Here is a 17959-nt window from a genome sequence, read left to right as displayed (position 1 = left end):
GGAATCGCGAATGCCTTCTATATGGGGGATAGAGAGCCCAGTCTCAAGGTTGACTTGGTCAGCCAACCCCGGGCAATGAGACGCACATGCAAGCTGTTTTGAATTTCCCCGATCTGTCACCCGAGCTGTTCTCGATTTCCGCCTTCGGGATCGAGTTCGCGCTGCGGTGGTATGCGCTGGCCTATATCGCGGGCATCCTGATCGCGTGGCGCATGGCAGTGATGGCGGTGCGCCGTCCCGCTTTGTGGCCGGATCAATCCCCGCCCCTGAGACCGGACCAGTTGGAGGACCTGATCACCTGGATCATCCTAGGGGTCATCATCGGCGGGCGATTGGGCTTTGTTCTGTTCTATCAGCCCGAATACTACCTGTCACACCCGCTTGAGATCCTTAAGGTCTGGCAGGGTGGCATGTCCTTTCACGGCGGCCTTCTGGGTGTGGTGATCGCTTCGCTGGTCTTCGCGCGACGCAATTCGGCCCCCTTGCTTTCGCTGGCCGACCTGATCGCCCATACGGTCCCCCCCGGCCTGTTGCTTGGCCGTTTGGCCAATTTCGTCAATGCCGAGCTGTGGGGCCGACCCAGCGAACTGCCCTGGGCGGTGATCTTTCCCGGCGCGGCAGCTCAGGATTGCGCAAATGTCGCTGCCGGACTTTGCGCCCGCCACCCGTCGCAGTTGTACGAGGCTGCACTGGAAGGCGTGCTGTTGGGCCTGCTTTTGTTGTGGCTGGTGTATAGGCGCGGCGCATTTCATTGGCCCGGCCGCATCATGGGCGTATTTCTGGCGGGCTATGGCGCTTCGCGCTTCATCGTCGAGTTCTTTCGTCAACCCGATGCGCAATTCGTTTCGGCCGGAAACCCGCTTGGACTTGCGTGGCAAGTGGGCGGGTACGGCCTGACGATGGGCCAGATCCTATCTGTACCGATGATCGCCGTCGGCTTGTGGTTCGCCCTACGGGCACGGCGGGCGGCATGAGCCTGCTTGGCCACCTGACCGACCGCATCCGGCAAGACGGGCCGATGAGCGTGGCGGACTACATGGCCGAATGTCTTCTGCATCCAACGCACGGCTACTACACCACTCGCGACCCATTGGGCACACATGGAGACTTTGTCACCGCTCCGGAAATCAGCCAGATGTTCGGCGAAGTGATTGGTCTTTGTCTCGCGCAGGGCTGGATTGATCAAGGCAGACCCGGCCGGTTTGCGCTCGCCGAGCTAGGCCCAGGGCGCGGAACACTCATGGCCGATATTCTGCGGGCTACCCGGGGCGTGCCCGGGTTTCACGACGCCGCGCAGGTGGTATTGCTCGAAGCCTCGCCCGTTCTGCGCGGACTTCAGGCCGAGGCCCTGGATGCGCACGCACCGAACTGGATCGTTTCGGTGGGCGATCTCCCAGAGCTTCCGCTATTTCTTGTGGCCAATGAATTTTTCGACGCTTTGCCCATCCGCCAGTTTCTGCGCGACGGCGACGGCTGGTGCGAACGTCTTGTGGGCCTGCAGGGCGATCAGCTGGCATTCGGCCTTGGCCCGAGGGCGACGCAAGCGGCTTTGGCGACGCACCTCGAGGATACACGGGACGGTGATCTGGTCGAGCTGTGCGCGGCGGCGGTTCCCATCGTGACCGAAACGGCCCGCATCATCCGCAGCCATGGCGGTATGGCTCTCGTGATCGACTATGGCGACTGGCGTTCGCTGGGCGACACGTTGCAGGCCGTCAAGGGGCACGAATACGTCGACCCGCTCGCCACACCGGGTCAGGCCGACCTGACCGCACATGTGGATTTTGAAACGCTGGCATTGGCGGCGGGCGCGACGGGCTGCGCCCACACGCGGTTGACGCCTCAGGGTGTGTTTCTTGAGCGTCTGGGCATCACCCAACGCGCACAGTCTCTGGCCAGCGCGTTGACCGGATCAAAATTGGAAACGCTGGTTCGGGCACATCGGCGGTTGACGCACCCAGAGGAAATGGGAAACCTGTTCAAGGTGCTGGGCCTCTACCCGAAAACCGCGATGCCACCATCGGGACTTGGGACATGACTCTGGAAATTCTGACCTCGGATTTGCTGTCACCGATTCGACACGGGTTCTTCAGTCGCAAGGGCGGCGCCTCGTCCGGTATCTTCAGCGGGCTGAATTGTGGCACGGGCTCGTCCGACCTGAGCGAGGCGGTCGCGCTGAACCGAAGCAGAGTGGCCGAGGCCATGGGCGTCAAACTGGATGCATTGGTCGGCGTGCATCAGGTACATTCCCCACACGTGATCACCGTCGACAAGCCGATTGCAGGCGAGAAGCCAAGGGCCGATGCAATCGTTACCGCAACGCCGGGCCTCGCGCTGACGATCCTGACGGCAGACTGCCAGCCGGTACTATTTGCGGATCCTCAAGCTAAAGTGATCGGGGCGGCACATGCGGGATGGCGCGGTGCTCTGGACGGTGTCCTTGAGGCGACGCTGGACGCCATGGAGGCGCTGGGTGCGCACCGCAAAAACATCATCGCCGTCATCGGCCCGACGATCTCGCAGCGCGCCTACGAGGTTGGCCCGGAGTTTCTGGAAGACTTCCTTTTGGAAAGCCAGGACAACGCGCGTTTCTTTGCAAATGGGCAAGGCGACCGGATGCATTTCGACCTGCCGGCCTTTGGCCTTCACAAGCTGCGTCAGGCCGGCGTCGGGCAGGCAGAATGGACGCGGCATTGCACCTATTCGGATCCCGACAAGTTCTATTCCTACCGGCGCGCGACCCACGCCGGCGAGGCGGATTACGGTCGCCTGATTTCCGCCATACGATTGTAAAGATCGACCGAATTAAGGCGAAAGCGCCACTTTTCCGCCACATTTATTGTGTCTATCTGTCATCAGAATCGTTGTTAATTTTTGCCAGTGCTCAGATGGTTATCCGTTCTCCGAACGTCTGATTTCTGGCATCCGAACTCAGGGGGTGCCGCAAGACTTCATCATTGTCCTCAATTGATCCCGGAACAGCCACATCGCTGCCGCAAAGACGCGTCACATTGGCTTTACAAAGGGAAAAGGGCTTAGGCCCGAACTTCGAGCAGGACATGAATATGAAGTTGAAATCTCGCTTTCTTCGCGCCGTTGTCGCGGCCACCAGGGACCAACAACCGGAAATGCCCTGGAAGCGGGTTTCCAGTCACTCTGCAAGGGTCGTGCGCCGGTTGGCCGCGCGACGCTGATACGAAATCCCTCTGGGGCCAGCTGCCGGCCTCAACAGGGCAAGACGCGCACCGGAAGCTGCTCCGGGCCGGTGCGTGAACCGAGGCTGGTATTCGCAGCCGAGGTTTTTCAGGGCGTTTGTGTGCGGACAATTACGTTCGCAGTGTACGAGTTTGTCTGGGGGGTCATTGTGTTGACCAAACGAATGCGAAATCCATTCGCCATGCGCGGCCATGTCGGTACCCGCATGGAGGTGGCGCACTTTTTTCAAGACAAAGAATCAAGCTGTCAGGCGGGCCTCCACGGGGATGTTTCCCGCCTGTTCGGCGTATTGGAAGGAACGGAATAATATGACTATTCCAAATTCACTGGCACGTGCCGCGCAGAATGCCCTCGACACTTCGGCATTGCTGCGCGAAGCACCGCGTCCAGGCACCAAACAGAAGGCGCAACTGCGTCGATACGAGGTGAGTGCGCTGCTGAAAAACGGGGAAGTTTCGCAGACACGCCACATCGCACCGGCGCTGCCCGTTTTCGAAGACGCGTTCTGCGCCTTTACACGTGGGTCTCTGGTCGAGACGGAACACGGCCCGGTCGCCATCGAGGACTTGATGCCGGGCGACACGGTCCTGACCCAGACCGGCGCATCCGAAAAGGTGTTGTGGAAAGGCTCGGTCACTTTGGTACCTGGCCGCGAAGACTCGCGCGGGCGGACACGCCCTTTGACCCGCATCATGGCAGACACGTTCGGCATGCAAAAACCATTGTCCGGCGTCATTGCCGGCCCCGCAGCCCGCTTGCTGGCGACGCCGGCGCATCTAAGGCATCTCGGAGGTGGCCAGCCGATGTTGACACCCGTTGCCGAATTTCAGGACGGCATGTCCGTGATCGAAACGCAGCCGCCCACTCCGGTCGAGCTGTTCCATATCTGCCTGGAGCGCCACGCGGTCATCAATGTCGATGGGCTGCAGTTCGAAACCTATCATCCCGGCGTGAACGCGGTCCGGATGATGAGCCACTCGCTGCGCTCGATCTACCTGAACCTGTTCGCGCATATCCATTCCTTGCACGATTTCGGTCCGCTGCTTATGGCACGCGCCGGGGAGGGCGAGATCGACGCCATCACGGCGTGACAGCTTTAACCATCACCACTGCATTTTGGGGGGCAACATGCAGATTTTACTGAGTTGGGCCATTTCTCTGGCCATCGTGGCGGTGCTGCCGCCATGCGCATCGCAAACCAGACGCGCCGGCTTTACGCCGTCCGGTTCATCCGTTCTTCCAATACGTCGAACGGCACGCCGGGTTCGTCTTTTGCACCGCGGATGACAAGCGAAGTCTTGACGCTGGCCACGTTCGGCGTGGTCAGCAACTCACCCGTCAGGAACTGTTGAAAGCTGCTGAGGTCGGGGGCGACGCATTTCAGGATGAAGTCGACCTCGCCGTTCAGCATGTGGCATTCCCGAACCAGAGGCCAGTCTCGGCAGCGGTCTTCGAACGCCCGCAATTCCGCCTCGGCCTGGCTTTCAAGGCCAACCATCGCAAAGACCTGAACTTCGAACCCCAGTTCACGGGCGTTGACCTCGGCGTGGTATCCTCGGATAAAACCAGCCTCCTCCAACGTGCGCACGCGCCGCAGGCAGGGTGGGGCCGAGATTCCGACACGTTTTGCGAGCTCGACATTGGTCATTCGTCCGTCTGCCTGCAGTTCTGCAAGGATCTTTCGGTCGATCTCGTCCAGCCGTGTCGTGACCATGCGGTGCTCCTGAAATTTTCGGTTCTTATATCAGCGCAGGTGCCATGCGCAATATTCTTTCGCACCAGCGCAATAATCTTTGTCTGTCGATCAGGCAAGCCGGCACCTTGGAACCACATGACGGACGCGTGAGACGAAGGGGCTTTAAGCCGATCGATGCTGTCGCTATATCGAAGCCCGGCGCCCACGACGGCGCTCAGGCAATAATCGAGTGGGGGTTCCATGGCCGAGACACGACACACCAAGGTTCTGATCATCGGATCGGGGCCTGCCGGATACACTGCGGGCGTCTATGCCAGCCGCGCGATGTTGAACCCGATTCTGGTGCAGGGCATCGAACCGGGCGGCCAGCTGACCACCACCACCGAGGTCGAAAACTGGCCTGGCGACACCGAAGTTCAAGGCCCCGACCTGATGGTGCGCATGCAGGATCACGCCAAGGCCATGGGTTGCGAGGTGATCGGCGACATCATCAACGACTTGGACCTGTCCAAACGTCCCTTCACCGCCAAGGGCGACAGCGGCACCGTCTACACTGCGGACGCGGTCATCCTGGCAACAGGCGCACGCGCCAAATGGCTGGGGCTGCCCTCGGAAGAAAAATTCAAGGGCTTCGGTGTTTCGGCCTGCGCCACCTGTGACGGGTTCTTCTATCGCGGACAGGAGATCGTGGTGATCGGCGGCGGCAACACCGCCGTGGAAGAAGCGCTGTTCCTGACCAATTTCGCCAGCAAGGTCACGCTGATCCACCGCCGGGACGAACTGCGGGCCGAGAAGATCCTGCAGGACCGCCTGTTCAAGAACGAAAAGATCGAGCCGCTGTGGTTCCACCAGCTGGAGGAAGTGATCGGCACCGATAACCCGCTGGGCGTCGAAGGCGTGCGGGTGAAGAACGTCAAGACGGGCGAAATCACCGATATCCCCTGCAAGGGCGTGTTCGTTGCCATCGGCCACGCCCCGGCCAACGAACTGGTCAAGGACGTGCTGGAAACCCATATGGGCGGCTATGTCAAAACCAAGCCCGGCACCACGCAGACCTCGATCCCCGGCGTTTTCGCGGCCGGCGACCTGACCGACCATGTGTACCGGCAGGCCGTGACCTCGGCCGGAATGGGCTGCATGGCTGCGCTGGATGCCGAACGGTTCCTTGCCGAACAGGAATGACCGCGACGCGCAGCGCCTTCGGCGCTGCGTACCGCCCTCCTCTGGCACCTTGACCCGCACTGCGCGGCAACGCAGACTTGCCCCGAGCGCGGCAGATTTCAGGTGATCTTTTGAACACTCCCCTTTGGCAGGGCAGTTGGGCGACCCGTCTCAGGATCATCAGTGGTCTTGTGCTGTTTGTCTTTGCTTTCTTCCACTTCATCAATATCGGGTTGGGGCTGTTTCACACCGACTACCTGCATGACATGCAGGACTCTCGGAAAACGGTCACGCGCCATTCGATTGGCAGCGCTGTCCTGTATCTTGCCCTGATCGTACATGCGGGTCTGGCATTGGTGTCGATCGCCCAGCGCCGAACCCTGCGAATGCCTTTTCATACGGCCCTGCAGATCGTTCTTGGCCTTCTCATTCCGCTGCAACTGATCTCGCACATCGTCCAGACACGCTATGCGCATCAGGTTTTCGACGTGAATGACGAGATGGGCTACATCATCATTCTGATGTGGCCAAATTCGGCCATCTGGATGCAAAGTCTGCTGATGCTGATCGTCTGGATACACGGGTGCATCGGACTGCATATCTGGCTGCGACTGACTTCGTGGTGGCGCCAAACCGTACCCTATCTGATCGGAGTTGCCGTCTTCATCCCAAGCTTTGCCCTGGCCGGTTTGCTGACCGAAGGGCGGCGCATCTGGATGGATTTTGCGGATCCGGATCTACGCGAACAGTATATCGAGCATTACAACTGGCCCGGCCCCGAAGAGTTCCAGGTTTTGTTCAGCGTCAAGGACAACGCCTTGATGGCCTTCTGGATCGCGCTTGGTGCAGCTCTTGCGTTCCATTTCGGAGGCAAGCTTTGGCGCAGACGACACTCGGTGCGCGTCAGATATGTCGATGGGCCGGAAGTGACCTCAGAGAAAGGCATGACCCTGCTTGAGATGTCACAAGCCAACGGTATTCCGCATACTGCACTGTGCGGCGGCCGGGGGCGCTGCACGACCTGCCGCGTCATCGTCGAGGATGGCGCCGAGTCACTGCCACCGCCCAGCGAGGTCGAAGCCCGCAGCCTGAAGGCCGTGGGGGCCACACAGCGCACGCGCCTAGCCTGCCAGGTCCGCCCTTCCAGCCCCTTGACGGTTTTCCGCGTTTTCCGGCCGGATGGTGGACGTCAGCGGGCGCATGCCAGCCAGGGGCAAGAGCGAAAACTGGCCGTGCTTTTTCTGGACATGCGCGGGTTTACTGCGCGCACAACGGGGCAACTGCCCTATGACATCGTGTTCCTGCTGAACCGGTTCTTTGACGCCATTGTTCCAGCCATTACCGCAGACGGCGGGGTCGTCGACAAATACATGGGCGATGGCCTTTTGGCCGTGTTCGAAACACCCGACACGTCCAGCTCGGCCCGTTCTGCCCTGAAAGCTGCGATCGACATCAGTCATGCGCTTGCGCAGTTCAACCAGCAGCTGTCCCAGGAAAACAGCCCCGAGATCCGCATCGGCATGGGCCTGCACCTGGGCGACCTTGTGTTGGGAGAGATCGGCGCTGCCGGCCACGCCGCGCGGACCATCATCGGTGACGCCGTGAATGTCGCCAGTCGGCTGGAAGGAGAAACCAAGGCGCTCGGGGCTGAGCTGTTGGTCTCGGAAGCCGTGCTGCGCGCGGCCGGGTTTGAGACCGATGGGCTTGACCTGCGTCTGTTCCAACTGCGGGGCGTAACCGAGTCCGTCCCTGCCCTGCCCGTCGAGCGCGCTCTGGATCTGGACCAACTTCTGACCTCACCAGAACATATCGCCGCCGGTTGACGATATTGTCCCCATCCGGTGGGATTTTCGTCGCTTTTTCGGTTCGGGCCCGGAAAAACCTTCCATTCCGGGGAAAAACCGCGCATATCCTCCTTTGTTTCATGAATGTATATGGACTTCGACTGACGACCGGGGCACATGGCCCGGAAATGCACCTGAATCACTGAATGACCACACTGCCTCAAGAGTATTGCGATGACGATGTTGAGTAACCTGGCTCCGATCCCAGAACTGTATGTTTCCTATGAATCCGCCCAAAAGCTGAAAGTCGAAGCCGCCGACCTGACCAGCTGGGACCTGACCCCGCGCCAGATCTGTGATCTGGAATTGCTGATGAATGGCGGGTTCAACCCGCTCAAGGGCTTTCTAAGTCAGGAAGACTATGACAGCGTCGTCGAAAACATGCGCTTGGCCGACGGAAGCCTGTGGCCGATGCCGATCACACTGGATGTGAACGAAGGTTTCGCCGATCAGATCGAACTGGGTCAGGACATTGCGCTGCGCGACCAGGAAGGTGTGATCCTGGCGACCATGACTGTTACCGATCGCTGGACCCCGGACAAATCGCGTGAGGCCGAGAAGGTGTTCGGTGCCGATGATGATGCGCACCCAGCCGTGAACTACCTGCACAACGTGGCAGGCAAGGTTTATCTGGGCGGCCCCGTGACCGGCATCCAGCCGCCGGTGCACTATGATTTCAAGGCGCGCCGCGACACCCCGAACGAGCTTCGCGCTTATTTCCGCAAGGTGGGTTGGCGCCGCATCGTGGCTTTCCAGACCCGCAACCCGCTGCACCGGGCACACCAGGAACTGACCTTCCGTGCCGCGCGTGAGGCGCAGGCCAACCTGCTGATCCACCCGGTTGTGGGCATGACCAAGCCCGGTGATGTCGATCACTTCACCCGCGTTCGCTGCTATGAGGCGGTGCTGGACAAATACCCGGCCTCGACCACCACCATGAGCCTGCTGAACTTGGCGATGCGCATGGCCGGCCCGCGCGAAGCGGTCTGGCACGGCCTGATCCGCAAAAACCACGGCTGCACCCACTTCATCGTCGGCCGCGACCATGCCGGCCCCGGCAAGAACAGCCAGGGCGAAGATTTCTACGGCCCCTATGACGCCCAGGACCTGTTTCGCAAATTCCAGGACGAGATCGGCATCGAGATGGTCGATTTCAAACACATGGTCTATGTGCAGGAACGCGCCCAGTACGAACCCGCGGACGAGATCGAGGACCGCGACAACGTCACGATCCTGAACATCTCGGGCACCGAACTGCGCCGCCGTCTGCGCGAGGGGCTTGAGATCCCCGAGTGGTTCTCGTTCCCCGAGGTGGTCGAGCAGCTCCGCCGCCGCTATCCGCCGCGCAGCCAGCAGGGCTTTACCGTCTTCTTCACCGGTTTCTCGGGCTCGGGCAAATCGACCATCGCAAACGCTCTGATGGTCAAGCTGATGGAGATGGGCGGCCGTCCCGTCACGTTGCTGGACGGTGACATCGTCCGCAAGAACCTCAGCTCGGAACTGGGCTTCTCGAAGGAACACCGGGACCTGAACATCCGCCGCATCGGCTATGTGGCCTCCGAGATCACCAAGAACGGCGGCATCGCCATCTGTGCCCCGATCGCGCCCTACGCCACCACCCGCCGCGCCGTGCGCGAGGAGATCGAGCAGTTCGGCGCGTTCTGCGAAGTTCACGTTGCCACCAGCATCGAGGAATGCGAGCGCCGCGACCGCAAGGGCCTGTACAAGCTGGCGCGTGAAGGCAAGATCAAAGAGTTCACTGGTATTTCGGACCCTTACGATGTGCCGGAAAACCCGGAACTGCGCGTCGAGACCGAGAATGTGGACGTGGACAACTGCGCCCACCAGGTTCTGCTGAAGCTGGAAAGCATGGGATTGATCGCCGGATCCTGAGCCACAGCCAACTGCTGTCAACACTGACCCCCGGAGACATCTCCGGGGGTCTTTCATTTCCAGAACACTGCTTTGAACACCCCCCTTCCGTCCGCGAGATTGGCGGTCGTTCGACGTTTCATCCAAAAAATGCTACTATTTCGCATATTTTGAGCAGACATATTTTGTCTGCATCCTTTGGGAGGGTGAACATATGGCAACTCAGAAAAATACCGACGATGGCGGAGCCATGTTTGCGGGAGACAACCGCGCAGCGGTAATTGCCGACTACAAGATCGCCCAGTTTTCCCGGTTGCAACTTCCGGCGTTGATGGCTTCGCCGGTTATGGCAGGGGGCCTGACACCATTTATCCCCATAGACTGGCTGCTGGACCTTCTGAAATCGATCCGCACCTACGCGGATTGGGTGAAGGAATGCGACAAGATCAAAGCCAAGATTCAAAAGGCGCTGGAAACTCTGCAGCCGCCGCCCCAGGATCACCCTTTGGGGCTTGTAGTACCACCGGTTCCGCCGACGCCCGGCACGACCCGTCTTCGTCAGATCCTTGAGGTCATCGATGCGGCCAAGACCGCAGCCGGCAACATGGAGCCAGACTCGGCGCGCGACAGTCTCAAAGAGGCCAAGGACATGATGCACCACGACTCGGTCAAAGCCGAGTTCCGCCGGCTGAATGACGTGGATGGCTGGTACGACATTCTTGAGGAATTGCAGGACGCGATCGATTACCTTGAACGTGTCTCGCGGCACTGACCCACGCCGGCACAGCCAAAGCGCGCGTGCGGCACAGTCAGCCTGCTGAAAGCTGATCCCGCAGGGCCTCGGCAGCCCTCAGTTCGAACTCTCCATAGATGGCGGCCTGCGGTTGCATCGCCCGCAGATACGGCAGGCGTTTTTCATAGTCTTCCCCCGACAGCATTTGCACGGCCTGCTGGATGTCCGCCTCGGTTTCGCACAGGATCATCCCCTCGGTATCGAGGAAGTCGCCGATATTGGGGCACCCCCAATAGATCGGGACTGTCGAACACAGAACGGCGTCGATCAGCTTCTCCGAGAAGTAGTTCCTCTCGCGCACGTTTTCGATGACGACCGAATAACGATAAGGTGCCAACCCGTCTGACTTTTTCTCGAACGGCTGATAGCCGCGGCCCATGATGTCGATGTCAGCGCCTGTGTCGCGGGCCCAATCGATCAGCCTGTGCCTCAGCTGGTGCCCCTCCAGATCGCGCTTTGCCGACGCGATCAGCGAACATGACCGCGTCTTGACGACGCTCAGATCCTGCCACTCGGGAACTTGGGTCACGCCGTAGGGCAGGAAAACCGCGTTGGGCAGGCTGTTCAGCAATACGTCGTGAAAGGTGAAAACCCGGAAAAACCGGCGCCAGGTCCAGCGCAGCATCCGATCGTGCTTGCCATGTATGGCCGATGGCTCGCCCATCATCAGCGATATCCGAGCCCGCGTGCCGCGTCGCAGGCGCAGGTGTACAGTGGAATTGGGATACATGATCAGGTGGTCGGAGGGCGCGAGGTCACCAACGGTCTTTCCTGACAGGCGCTCGGGGCAGCCCAGCGGCCAATTCAGATCTGCCAGCGGAACCGAGGCCAGTTTCGGCCCCAGACGGTGGCCATAGGGCAGAATCGCGATCGCAGGTTCGGTCATTGCAGGCTGTCCGGCAGGTCGGTCTGTCCGCGCATCAGGACGAACCCGCGCCCGGCAACCTTGATGCCCGTCATCGCATCCGTTGGCCCGACCCGCGTTACGGTCGCCTGACCGGGACGGCCCATGTCGTGGCCCTGTTCGGCGATAAAGCTGTCTTTCGGCATCAGCCCGTATTTCCACAGGTAAGCCGCCATTGCGCCGGTGGCGGAGCCGGTGAACGGATCTTCGGGCGGGCTGGGCGGCGCCAGCAACAGACGCGAGAACGTATCCCCTTGAGCCGTGGCCCCCTGCAGGGTCACCAGAAAGGGTTCGGCCATGTCGGACCCGGCATATCCGGCAGTTTCCGCCACCCGTTGCAGCGCATCCACATTCAGTTGTGCCGCGCGCAAGGCTGCGTGATCCCGCAGAACTGTAATGCAGAACGGCAGCCCGGTCGAAACCATCTGCGGCGGCGAAATGATCGCACTTGCAGGTAGGCCGATCGCAGCTGCAACAAGGTCTTCCGGCACCCGCGTGCCGAATTCGGGCGCGATCTGGGTCATCTCGATCTGGTCGCCATGCAGCTCGATCGACAAGATCCCTGCTCCGGTTTCCAGCGTCAGTGCGTCACCATATATCATTCCACGGGAGCGCATGGCAGCCACGGTCGCAATGGTCGGGTGTCCGGCAAAGGGAATTTCACGGCTGGCCAGGAAATACCGCACTCGAATATCCGCCACATCCGATGGGCCGGTAAATGTGCATTCGACCAAAGACGTCTCGCGGACAAACGCCGTGCAGACCGATTCCGGCAAATGCGCGCCGCCATGCACGACTGCACAGCCATTTCCGCCGAATGCCGTGTCGCTGAAGGCATCCACCCAATCGAAATCGAACCAGCTCATGCGCCCTCTCGTGCCTGCAGTCAGAAAGTGCCGGGAATGCAAACCCGCGGGTGGCATGTTTGACGCCTCACGCGCCGCTTGTCACGTTGAATCGGTCTGTGGCCGTGTCAGTGCACGGCCACCGGAGACAGGTCATGCTGCCGCGCCAGTACGAAGGCCAGCTTTCGATCGGCGACAAGCGCCAGTTGCTGCCCATCTGAATCGTGAACGGCATAAAGATGATCCAGATCACCCACCTGCGTGCGCACCTCGTGCGGCAGGTTGGCCACGTTCACAGCCTTCACATAGACGATCCGATTGCCTTCGGTGTTGATTTCATACGGTGTATTCATGGCTTACCCCTTCCTTATGTTGATCGTCTGCACAACGGTTTCGGGCACGGCGCGGGTCAGGTCGATATGCAGAAGGCCATTTTCCATAATGGCCTCGCCGACCTCGACACCGTCGGCCAGCACGAACATGCGCTGGAACTGACGGGCCGCGATGCCGCGGTGCAGGAACACGCGCCCCTCGCTGTCGTCGCGCTGACGACCCCGGATCACCAGTTGCCGATCTTCGATGGTGATCGACAGGTCGTCCTCGGCAAACCCGGCTACGGCCAAGGTAATGCGGTAGGAATGATCCGACGTCTGTTCGATGTTGTAGGGCGGATACCCTTCGTTTCCGGCCTTTGCAGACCGTTCCAGAAGGCGTTCCAGCTGCTCGAACCCCAGAAGATGCGGGTATGAGCCAAGAGTAAGTTTTGACACGTTTTCTCGTCCTTCTTTGTCAAAGCGACGTGATGCGCGGCCCCGTAACGGCAGCTGCGCACAAGACAATATGGGATGAAACGTGTGTCTCCACAAGGTCTAGGCGGATTCACTTGAACGCACTATCTTGTGTAACACGCACCACCAGCCACACATGAGTCGCCCATGAACGCGCCCACCGACATTTCGATGAAAACCGACGAGGTTCTGCGCGTCGAACTGGAGGTGTTTCGCCAGCAGCACCGCGACCTGGACGAGGCGATCAAGGCGCTCGAGGCGACCGGCACTGCCGACCAGCTGACGGTGAAGCGGCTCAAGAAACAGAAGCTGCGCCTGAAGGATATCATCCGGCTGATCGAGGATCGCCTGACCCCTGACATCATCGCCTGATCCGGCGCGGTCAACCGCATTGCCACGCAAGCGGATTTCACTATAGTGCGCGCTTCCTAAAGCAGGCGGGGAACAGGGCGGATGAGCAAGATCAAAGTCGGAATCATCATGGGTAGCCAGTCGGACTGGCCCACCATGAAAGGCGCTGCAGAGATACTGGACGAACTGGGCGTGGCCTACGAGACCAAGATCGTCTCGGCCCACCGCACGCCGGATCGTTTGTGGGAGTACGGCAAGACCGCCGTGCAGCGCGGGCTGCAGGTGATCATCGCCGGCGCTGGCGGTGCCGCACATCTGCCGGGGATGATGGCGTCCAAGACGCGGGTACCGGTGATCGGCGTTCCGGTACAGACGCGGGCCTTGTCCGGTGTCGACTCGCTCTATTCCATCGTGCAGATGCCCAAGGGTTTCCCGGTTGCGACCATGGCCATCGGTTCGGCCGGCGGCGCCAATGCCGGCCTGATGGCCGCCGGTATTCTGGCCCTGCAGGACGCAGCCTTGGCCGACCGGCTGGACGCCTGGCGCGCGGCGCTGTCGGACTCGATCCCCGAGGAGCCCCGCGATGAGTAACCCCTTGCAGCCCGGCGCGGTGATCGGAATTCTGGGCGGCGGCCAGCTGGGGCGGATGCTGTCGATGGCCGCGGCGCGGCTGGGCTTTGTGACCCATATCTTCGAGCCGGGCGCCAACCCGCCGGCGGGCCAGGTGGCGCATCGCGTAACCACCGCACCTTATGAGGATGCCGAGGCGCTGGCCGCTTTTGCGCAATCGGTCGATGTCATCACCTACGAGTTCGAAAACATCCCGACCGAGGCGCTGGACGTTCTGGAATCGCACCGCCCCATCCGCCCGGGACGCGAGGCGCTGCGGGTCAGTCAGGACCGGCTGACAGAAAAGACATTCCTGCAAGGCCTGGGCCTGAACACCGCACCCTTTGCCGATGTGACCGACCTGGACAGTCTGCAGGCCGCCATCGAACGGATCGGCACGCCGGCCATCCTCAAGACCCGCCGCTTCGGCTATGACGGCAAAGGGCAGGCGCGGCTGAAGTCGCCCGAGGACGCACAGGCCGCGCTGGCCGACATGCAGCGCGCACCCGCGATCCTGGAAGGCTTCGTCAATTTCAGCCACGAGGTGTCGATCATTGCCGCCCGCGGGCTGGACGGCCAGGTGGCCTGCTTCGACCCCGGCGAAAACGTGCACCGCGACGGCATCCTGCACACGACCACGGTGCCCGCGCGCCTGTCCCCTGCCCTGCGGACCGACGCGGTGCTGCTGGCCGCGAATATCCTGAACGCGCTGGACTATGTCGGCGTCATGGGGGTCGAACTGTTCGTGACGCCGCAGGGCCTGATCGTGAACGAGATCGCGCCGCGCGTTCACAACTCGGGCCACTGGACGCAAAACGGCTGTGCGGTCGATCAGTTCGAACAGCATATCCGCGCCTTGGCCGGCTGGCCTCTGGGCGACGGGCAGCGTCACGCGGATGTTGTGATGGAGAACCTGATCGGCGACGACATGGACCGCGTGCCCGAGCTTGCGCAACAGCGCGACGTGGCCCTGCACCTGTATGGCAAGGCCGAGGTCAAGCCGGGCCGCAAAATGGGCCATTTCAACCGGATCAAACGCTAGCGCGCCGCGGCGACGAACCGCCCGGCGACATCCCCCGACAGGAAACTGACCCGGCCGCCGGCGATGGTGGCCGCCACGCGCTGCGTTTCCGCATCCAGAACGACCAGATCGGCGCGTTTGCCGGGTTGCAGCGACCCGCGGTCCCCGAGGCCAAGCACCCGCGCGGGCCCCGACGACACCAGCGCCCACGCGCCCGCCAGATCCATCAGCCCCGATTTCATCAACATCAGCGCCGCCCTGCGCGGGCTGGGATAGTGGTAATCCGACGCCAGCGCATCGCACAGCCCCATGGCGATCAGGTCCAGCGCGCTGACGTTGCCCTTGTGCGATCCGCCCCGCACCACGTTGGGCGAGCCCAGAATGACGTGATCGCCCGCGGCCTTGGCCGCCTCGGCCGCTTCGAGCGTTTCGGGAAATTCGGCGATATGCACGCCGCGCGCGCGCCAGAGGGAATGGGCCTCCGCCGTCGCGTCATCATGGCTGCCCAGACGCACGCCTTGCCGGGCCAGCGCCGCGCACAGCGCATCAAGCGCGGCGGGAACCTCGGAGGTGCGGGCGTGCATGTCCTGCAGCATCTTCAGATGCACCTCGGGGCTGCGACCGGCCTTGAGCGCCTGCCCGGTCAAACGCGGCGGGGTGCGTCCCTGTGCCAGACGGTCATGGGGCAGATGATCGTTGAACACGACATAGGGCACCTGCCAGTCGGCGATGCGCCCCGGCAGGTCGGCATAGTCATCCAGCAGGTGGGTTTCGAACCGCAACTGCGGAATCAGGTCCGTGACCACGCTGCCCTTCACCGCCGCGATCGCGCGGAACACGTCGGCGGCGAACTTTGGGCCGCGTACGCCGCCCTCCCAGCTGTAGAACTGCGCCAGCACGGCGGTGGTGATGCCATTGGCTGCCAGTTCGGCCTCGGCGGCGCGGATGCCCTCGTCCATCTGCTTCATGGCCCCCCGGCGCGGGGCGATGTGACGCTCAAACCCGTCCCCGTGCAGGTCGATGATGCCCGGCAGGACCAGATAGCCGCTCAGATCAACGACCGGCGCACCGCCGCCTTCTTGGATCAAGCCGTCCGCGATTGAGAGATCGTCACTGACAAGTCCGCGATCAGGGTGCAGAACCTGCGCCCCGGAAAAGGTCAGTTCCAATGCGGTCATCGTGTGGGTTCCGAGGCGGGTTCGGCGCAGTCCTCTCCGATGCAGATCTCATCAATGATGTCCATCACACCGTCCAGCCAGGTTATGTTGGGATCGAACTCACCGAACTCGATGAAGTGCAAAGCCTGCGCCATGACCTGCGGGTTGTTCATCATGAACGTATGCGTCACCGGCAGCACGATGTGGTCGGTCATGCCCTGGACTTTGGTTTCTTCGACAGCGACCTTGCCGTCATCCTGTCCATCAACCAGCGACGAAAAGACCGGATTCAAGGAGTTCTCGCCTGCAATCACCCCCAGCTCGAAGTCGACCGGTGGCAGGCGACGCGGAATACCTTCGGGACCCGTACCCAGCTGCAGGCCGGCGGGGCCGTTCAACAGACCGAACACTTCCCAATCGCCCAGTTCATCGACCAATTGGCTGCCTTGGTTGGGCGGGCCAAGCATGACGACGCGGCCCAGATTCTGCGGATGGTGATCCTGCAGCCAGTAGCGCAACAGGATACCCCCCATCGAATGCGCGACAACGTTGACGGTGTCATCTCCGCACGCCGCAAACGCCTCGGGTATGGTCCGGTCGGCCAGTTCCGGAATCGGAAGATCCGTCGAGCGATAACCCGGCCGCACAACGGTGTACCCGTGCACCTTGAACAACTGCTCCATGACCGAAAACGATGCTTCGGTCCGGGCAAGCCCATGCAGCAGGACAACGCATTTTGCCTGCGCGGCGATCGGCATCAGGAAAAGCAATATGAAAAACAGGATCCGCATGGCTGCCAGATAATCGCTATTCTTCAGAGAGGAAAGACCTAGCGCCGCCTCACGCGCATAACTGCCAATGCAATACCGCCCACAACCAACCCTGCCCCTGCCATCAGCCGCAGGCTCAGTTGCTCGCCGAGCAGCGCCACACCGGCAATGATCGCAATCACCGGGACGCTCAGCTGCACTACGGCTGCAACCGCAGGCGCCAACTGGGGCAGCAGGCGATACCACAGGGCGTACCCCAACCCCGAGGTTACGCCGCCAGATACGGCCGCCAGCCCCAAACCCGCCCAGGTCAAGTTCCACGCCGGAGCGCCGGCGATCAAAATGCCAGCGGTCACCGGCAGGGCCACCACAAAGTTCGAGGCCGTTCCCGCCAGCGCATCGGGCTCGGACCGACCAGCAATCGAATACGCAGCCCACCCGACCCCTGCGGCGGCCATCAAGGCTGCCCCTGTCGGGTCAACACGTGCCTCAGCGCCTGGCCACAGAACCCAGGCCAATCCGGCCATTGCAATTGCTGCCCCCGCCACCTGTCGAAAAGTCGGGATCGCCCCCGTCAGGGTGCCGGCCAGAAACATCGAGATCTGGACCACCGCAAACAGGATCAAGGCGCCCAATCCCGCATCAAGTGACAGATAGGCCACCGAGAACCCGACCATGTAAAGCGACAAGGAGCCTGCTCCGATCACTCGGCGCCTGTCGAACACCCGCAGGGTGCCACCCCGCGACACGACCAAAGCGCAAAGAACGAGCGCACCACAGAGCACACGAACAACGGCAAAACTTGCCGGGTCGCTGGCTCCGCTCTCCACGGCCAACCGGTTCAGGATGGAATTGGCCGCAAAGGCACACATTGTCAGGGCGGTCAGAAGAAACAGCTGCATGCCCAACCAATATCGTGTCTGCACACAATG

At 61.5% G+C, this 17959-nt stretch carries 19 protein-coding genes; 11 read left to right on the top strand and 8 right to left on the bottom strand.

Translation table 11 applies throughout. From position 1 onward, the window contains the following. Window positions 1-86: 86 nt before the first annotated feature. The 4 genes from lgt (at window position 87) to GOW72_RS04505 (ending at window position 4307) form a co-directional block, all read left to right on the top strand. Window positions 87-974, top strand: a complete 888-nt coding sequence (lgt, locus tag GOW72_RS04520; RefSeq protein WP_170365472.1) for a prolipoprotein diacylglyceryl transferase — start codon at window positions 87-89, stop codon at window positions 972-974. Continuing rightward, a complete protein-coding gene (locus tag GOW72_RS04515; RefSeq protein ID WP_170365469.1) occupies window positions 971-2038 on the top strand; it encodes a class I SAM-dependent methyltransferase in 1068 nt (355 codons plus the stop codon). Before lgt ends, GOW72_RS04515 begins: the two co-directional genes overlap by 4 nt. Continuing rightward, complete coding sequence (gene pgeF / locus GOW72_RS04510; RefSeq protein ID WP_170357144.1) at window positions 2035-2793, top strand: peptidoglycan editing factor PgeF; 759 nt, start codon at window positions 2035-2037, stop codon at window positions 2791-2793. Before GOW72_RS04515 ends, pgeF begins: the two co-directional genes overlap by 4 nt. 731 nt (window positions 2794-3524) lie before the next feature. Beyond that, window positions 3525-4307: a Hint domain-containing protein gene (locus GOW72_RS04505; RefSeq protein WP_170357143.1), complete on the top strand. Its 783-nt coding sequence runs from the start codon at window positions 3525-3527 to the stop codon at window positions 4305-4307. Between the two features lie 122 nt (window positions 4308-4429). Here GOW72_RS04505 and GOW72_RS04500 read toward each other — a convergent pair whose 3' ends face one another. Next, window positions 4430-4930: an Lrp/AsnC family transcriptional regulator gene (locus GOW72_RS04500; RefSeq protein WP_093964666.1), complete on the bottom strand. Its 501-nt coding sequence runs from the start codon at window positions 4928-4930 to the stop codon at window positions 4430-4432. A gap of 222 nt (window positions 4931-5152) precedes the next feature. On the opposite strand from GOW72_RS04500, the gene trxB reads away from it, so the two are divergent. The 4 genes from trxB to GOW72_RS04480 all read left to right on the top strand — a co-directional run bounded on the left by trxB (window position 5153) and on the right by GOW72_RS04480 (window position 10561). Beyond that, the gene (gene trxB / locus GOW72_RS04495) at window positions 5153-6094 is read left to right on the top strand and encodes a thioredoxin-disulfide reductase (RefSeq protein ID WP_170365467.1); all 942 of its coding nucleotides are present in this window, start codon (window positions 5153-5155) and stop codon (window positions 6092-6094) included. 110 nt (window positions 6095-6204) lie between these two features. Further along, window positions 6205-7896: an adenylate/guanylate cyclase domain-containing protein gene (locus GOW72_RS04490; protein ID WP_170365465.1), complete on the top strand. Its 1692-nt coding sequence runs from the start codon at window positions 6205-6207 to the stop codon at window positions 7894-7896. Between the two features lie 195 nt (window positions 7897-8091). After that, the gene (locus GOW72_RS04485; protein ID WP_170365463.1) at window positions 8092-9810 is read left to right on the top strand and encodes a bifunctional sulfate adenylyltransferase/adenylylsulfate kinase; all 1719 of its coding nucleotides are present in this window, start codon (window positions 8092-8094) and stop codon (window positions 9808-9810) included. Window positions 9811-10003: 193 nt separating this feature from the next. Then, on the top strand, window positions 10004-10561 hold the full coding sequence (locus GOW72_RS04480) for a hypothetical protein (protein WP_170365461.1): 558 nt from the start codon (window positions 10004-10006) through the stop codon (window positions 10559-10561). 37 nt (window positions 10562-10598) lie between these two features. Here the strand turns inward: GOW72_RS04480 and GOW72_RS04475 are convergent, their stop codons facing one another. The 4 genes from GOW72_RS04475 to GOW72_RS04460 form a co-directional block, all read right to left on the bottom strand. After that, the gene (locus GOW72_RS04475) at window positions 10599-11468 is read right to left on the bottom strand and encodes a glycosyltransferase family 10 fucosyltransferase (RefSeq protein ID WP_170365459.1); all 870 of its coding nucleotides are present in this window, start codon (window positions 11466-11468) and stop codon (window positions 10599-10601) included. Further along, window positions 11465-12352, bottom strand: a complete 888-nt coding sequence (locus GOW72_RS04470) for a PhzF family phenazine biosynthesis protein (protein ID WP_170365455.1) — start codon at window positions 12350-12352, stop codon at window positions 11465-11467. Before GOW72_RS04470 ends, GOW72_RS04475 begins: the two co-directional genes overlap by 4 nt. A gap of 107 nt (window positions 12353-12459) precedes the next feature. After that, complete coding sequence (locus GOW72_RS04465; RefSeq protein WP_093964659.1) at window positions 12460-12684, bottom strand: DUF1150 family protein; 225 nt, start codon at window positions 12682-12684, stop codon at window positions 12460-12462. A 3-nt stretch (window positions 12685-12687) separates the two neighbouring features. Further along, window positions 12688-13101: an Hsp20 family protein gene (locus tag GOW72_RS04460; protein ID WP_093964658.1), complete on the bottom strand. Its 414-nt coding sequence runs from the start codon at window positions 13099-13101 to the stop codon at window positions 12688-12690. 165 nt (window positions 13102-13266) lie between these two features. On the opposite strand from GOW72_RS04460, the gene GOW72_RS04455 reads away from it, so the two are divergent. The 3 genes from GOW72_RS04455 to GOW72_RS04445 all read left to right on the top strand — a co-directional run bounded on the left by GOW72_RS04455 (window position 13267) and on the right by GOW72_RS04445 (window position 15121). Continuing rightward, a complete protein-coding gene (locus GOW72_RS04455; RefSeq protein ID WP_005981552.1) occupies window positions 13267-13491 on the top strand; it encodes a YdcH family protein in 225 nt (74 codons plus the stop codon). 81 nt (window positions 13492-13572) lie between these two features. Next, entirely contained in the window at window positions 13573-14061 is a 489-nt protein-coding gene (gene purE / locus GOW72_RS04450; protein WP_170365453.1) for a 5-(carboxyamino)imidazole ribonucleotide mutase, read from the top strand. Further along, entirely contained in the window at window positions 14054-15121 is a 1068-nt protein-coding gene (locus GOW72_RS04445; protein WP_170365450.1) for a 5-(carboxyamino)imidazole ribonucleotide synthase, read from the top strand. The genes purE and GOW72_RS04445 overlap by 8 nt, the downstream gene beginning before the upstream one ends. Here GOW72_RS04445 and GOW72_RS04440 read toward each other — a convergent pair. From GOW72_RS04440 to GOW72_RS04430, 3 genes are read right to left on the bottom strand one after another with little or no spacing between them, the layout of a single operon-like run. After that, window positions 15118-16278, bottom strand: coding sequence for an alpha-D-ribose 1-methylphosphonate 5-triphosphate diphosphatase (locus tag GOW72_RS04440; protein WP_170365448.1), 1161 nt, complete (start codon window positions 16276-16278; stop codon window positions 15118-15120). The two genes, GOW72_RS04445 and GOW72_RS04440, sit on opposite strands and share 4 nt — an antisense overlap. Continuing rightward, the gene (locus tag GOW72_RS04435; RefSeq protein ID WP_170365446.1) at window positions 16275-17048 is read right to left on the bottom strand and encodes an esterase/lipase family protein; all 774 of its coding nucleotides are present in this window, start codon (window positions 17046-17048) and stop codon (window positions 16275-16277) included. The genes GOW72_RS04440 and GOW72_RS04435 overlap by 4 nt, the downstream gene beginning before the upstream one ends. Window positions 17049-17086: 38 nt before the next feature. Continuing rightward, entirely contained in the window at window positions 17087-17929 is an 843-nt protein-coding gene (locus GOW72_RS04430) for a DMT family transporter (RefSeq protein WP_170365444.1), read from the bottom strand. Window positions 17930-17959 lie beyond the last annotated feature (30 nt).

Source organism: Ruegeria arenilitoris, assembly GCF_013032855.1.
GTDB lineage: Bacteria > Pseudomonadota > Alphaproteobacteria > Rhodobacterales > Rhodobacteraceae > Ruegeria > Ruegeria arenilitoris.
This window is presented reverse-complemented; position numbering and strand designations above follow the sequence as displayed.

Excerpts from the sequence above, each read along its gene's own strand:
- GOW72_RS04455 (WP_005981552.1), top strand. The coding sequence starts at position 13,267 with ATGAACGCGCCCACCGACATTTCGATGAAAACCGACGAGGTTCTGCGC.
- GOW72_RS04480 (WP_170365461.1), top strand. The coding sequence starts at position 10,004 with ATGGCAACTCAGAAAAATACCGACGATGGCGGAGCCATGTTTGCGGGA.
- GOW72_RS04500 (WP_093964666.1), bottom strand. The coding sequence starts at position 4,930 with ATGGTCACGACACGGCTGGACGAGATCGACCGAAAGATCCTTGCAGAA.
- GOW72_RS04505 (WP_170357143.1), top strand. The coding sequence starts at position 3,525 with ATGACTATTCCAAATTCACTGGCACGTGCCGCGCAGAATGCCCTCGAC.
- GOW72_RS04440 (WP_170365448.1), bottom strand. The coding sequence starts at position 16,278 with ATGACCGCATTGGAACTGACCTTTTCCGGGGCGCAGGTTCTGCACCCT.
- GOW72_RS04470 (WP_170365455.1), bottom strand. The coding sequence starts at position 12,352 with ATGAGCTGGTTCGATTTCGATTGGGTGGATGCCTTCAGCGACACGGCA.
- pgeF (WP_170357144.1), top strand. The coding sequence starts at position 2,035 with ATGACTCTGGAAATTCTGACCTCGGATTTGCTGTCACCGATTCGACAC.
- GOW72_RS04515 (WP_170365469.1), top strand. The coding sequence starts at position 971 with ATGAGCCTGCTTGGCCACCTGACCGACCGCATCCGGCAAGACGGGCCG.
- GOW72_RS04430 (WP_170365444.1), bottom strand. The coding sequence starts at position 17,929 with ATGCAGCTGTTTCTTCTGACCGCCCTGACAATGTGTGCCTTTGCGGCC.
- GOW72_RS04435 (WP_170365446.1), bottom strand. The coding sequence starts at position 17,048 with ATGCGGATCCTGTTTTTCATATTGCTTTTCCTGATGCCGATCGCCGCG.
- purE (WP_170365453.1), top strand. The coding sequence starts at position 13,573 with ATGAGCAAGATCAAAGTCGGAATCATCATGGGTAGCCAGTCGGACTGG.
- GOW72_RS04465 (WP_093964659.1), bottom strand. The coding sequence starts at position 12,684 with ATGAATACACCGTATGAAATCAACACCGAAGGCAATCGGATCGTCTAT.
- lgt (WP_170365472.1), top strand. The coding sequence starts at position 87 with ATGCAAGCTGTTTTGAATTTCCCCGATCTGTCACCCGAGCTGTTCTCG.
- trxB (WP_170365467.1), top strand. The coding sequence starts at position 5,153 with ATGGCCGAGACACGACACACCAAGGTTCTGATCATCGGATCGGGGCCT.
- GOW72_RS04475 (WP_170365459.1), bottom strand. The coding sequence starts at position 11,468 with ATGACCGAACCTGCGATCGCGATTCTGCCCTATGGCCACCGTCTGGGG.
- GOW72_RS04485 (WP_170365463.1), top strand. The coding sequence starts at position 8,092 with ATGACGATGTTGAGTAACCTGGCTCCGATCCCAGAACTGTATGTTTCC.
- GOW72_RS04445 (WP_170365450.1), top strand. The coding sequence starts at position 14,054 with ATGAGTAACCCCTTGCAGCCCGGCGCGGTGATCGGAATTCTGGGCGGC.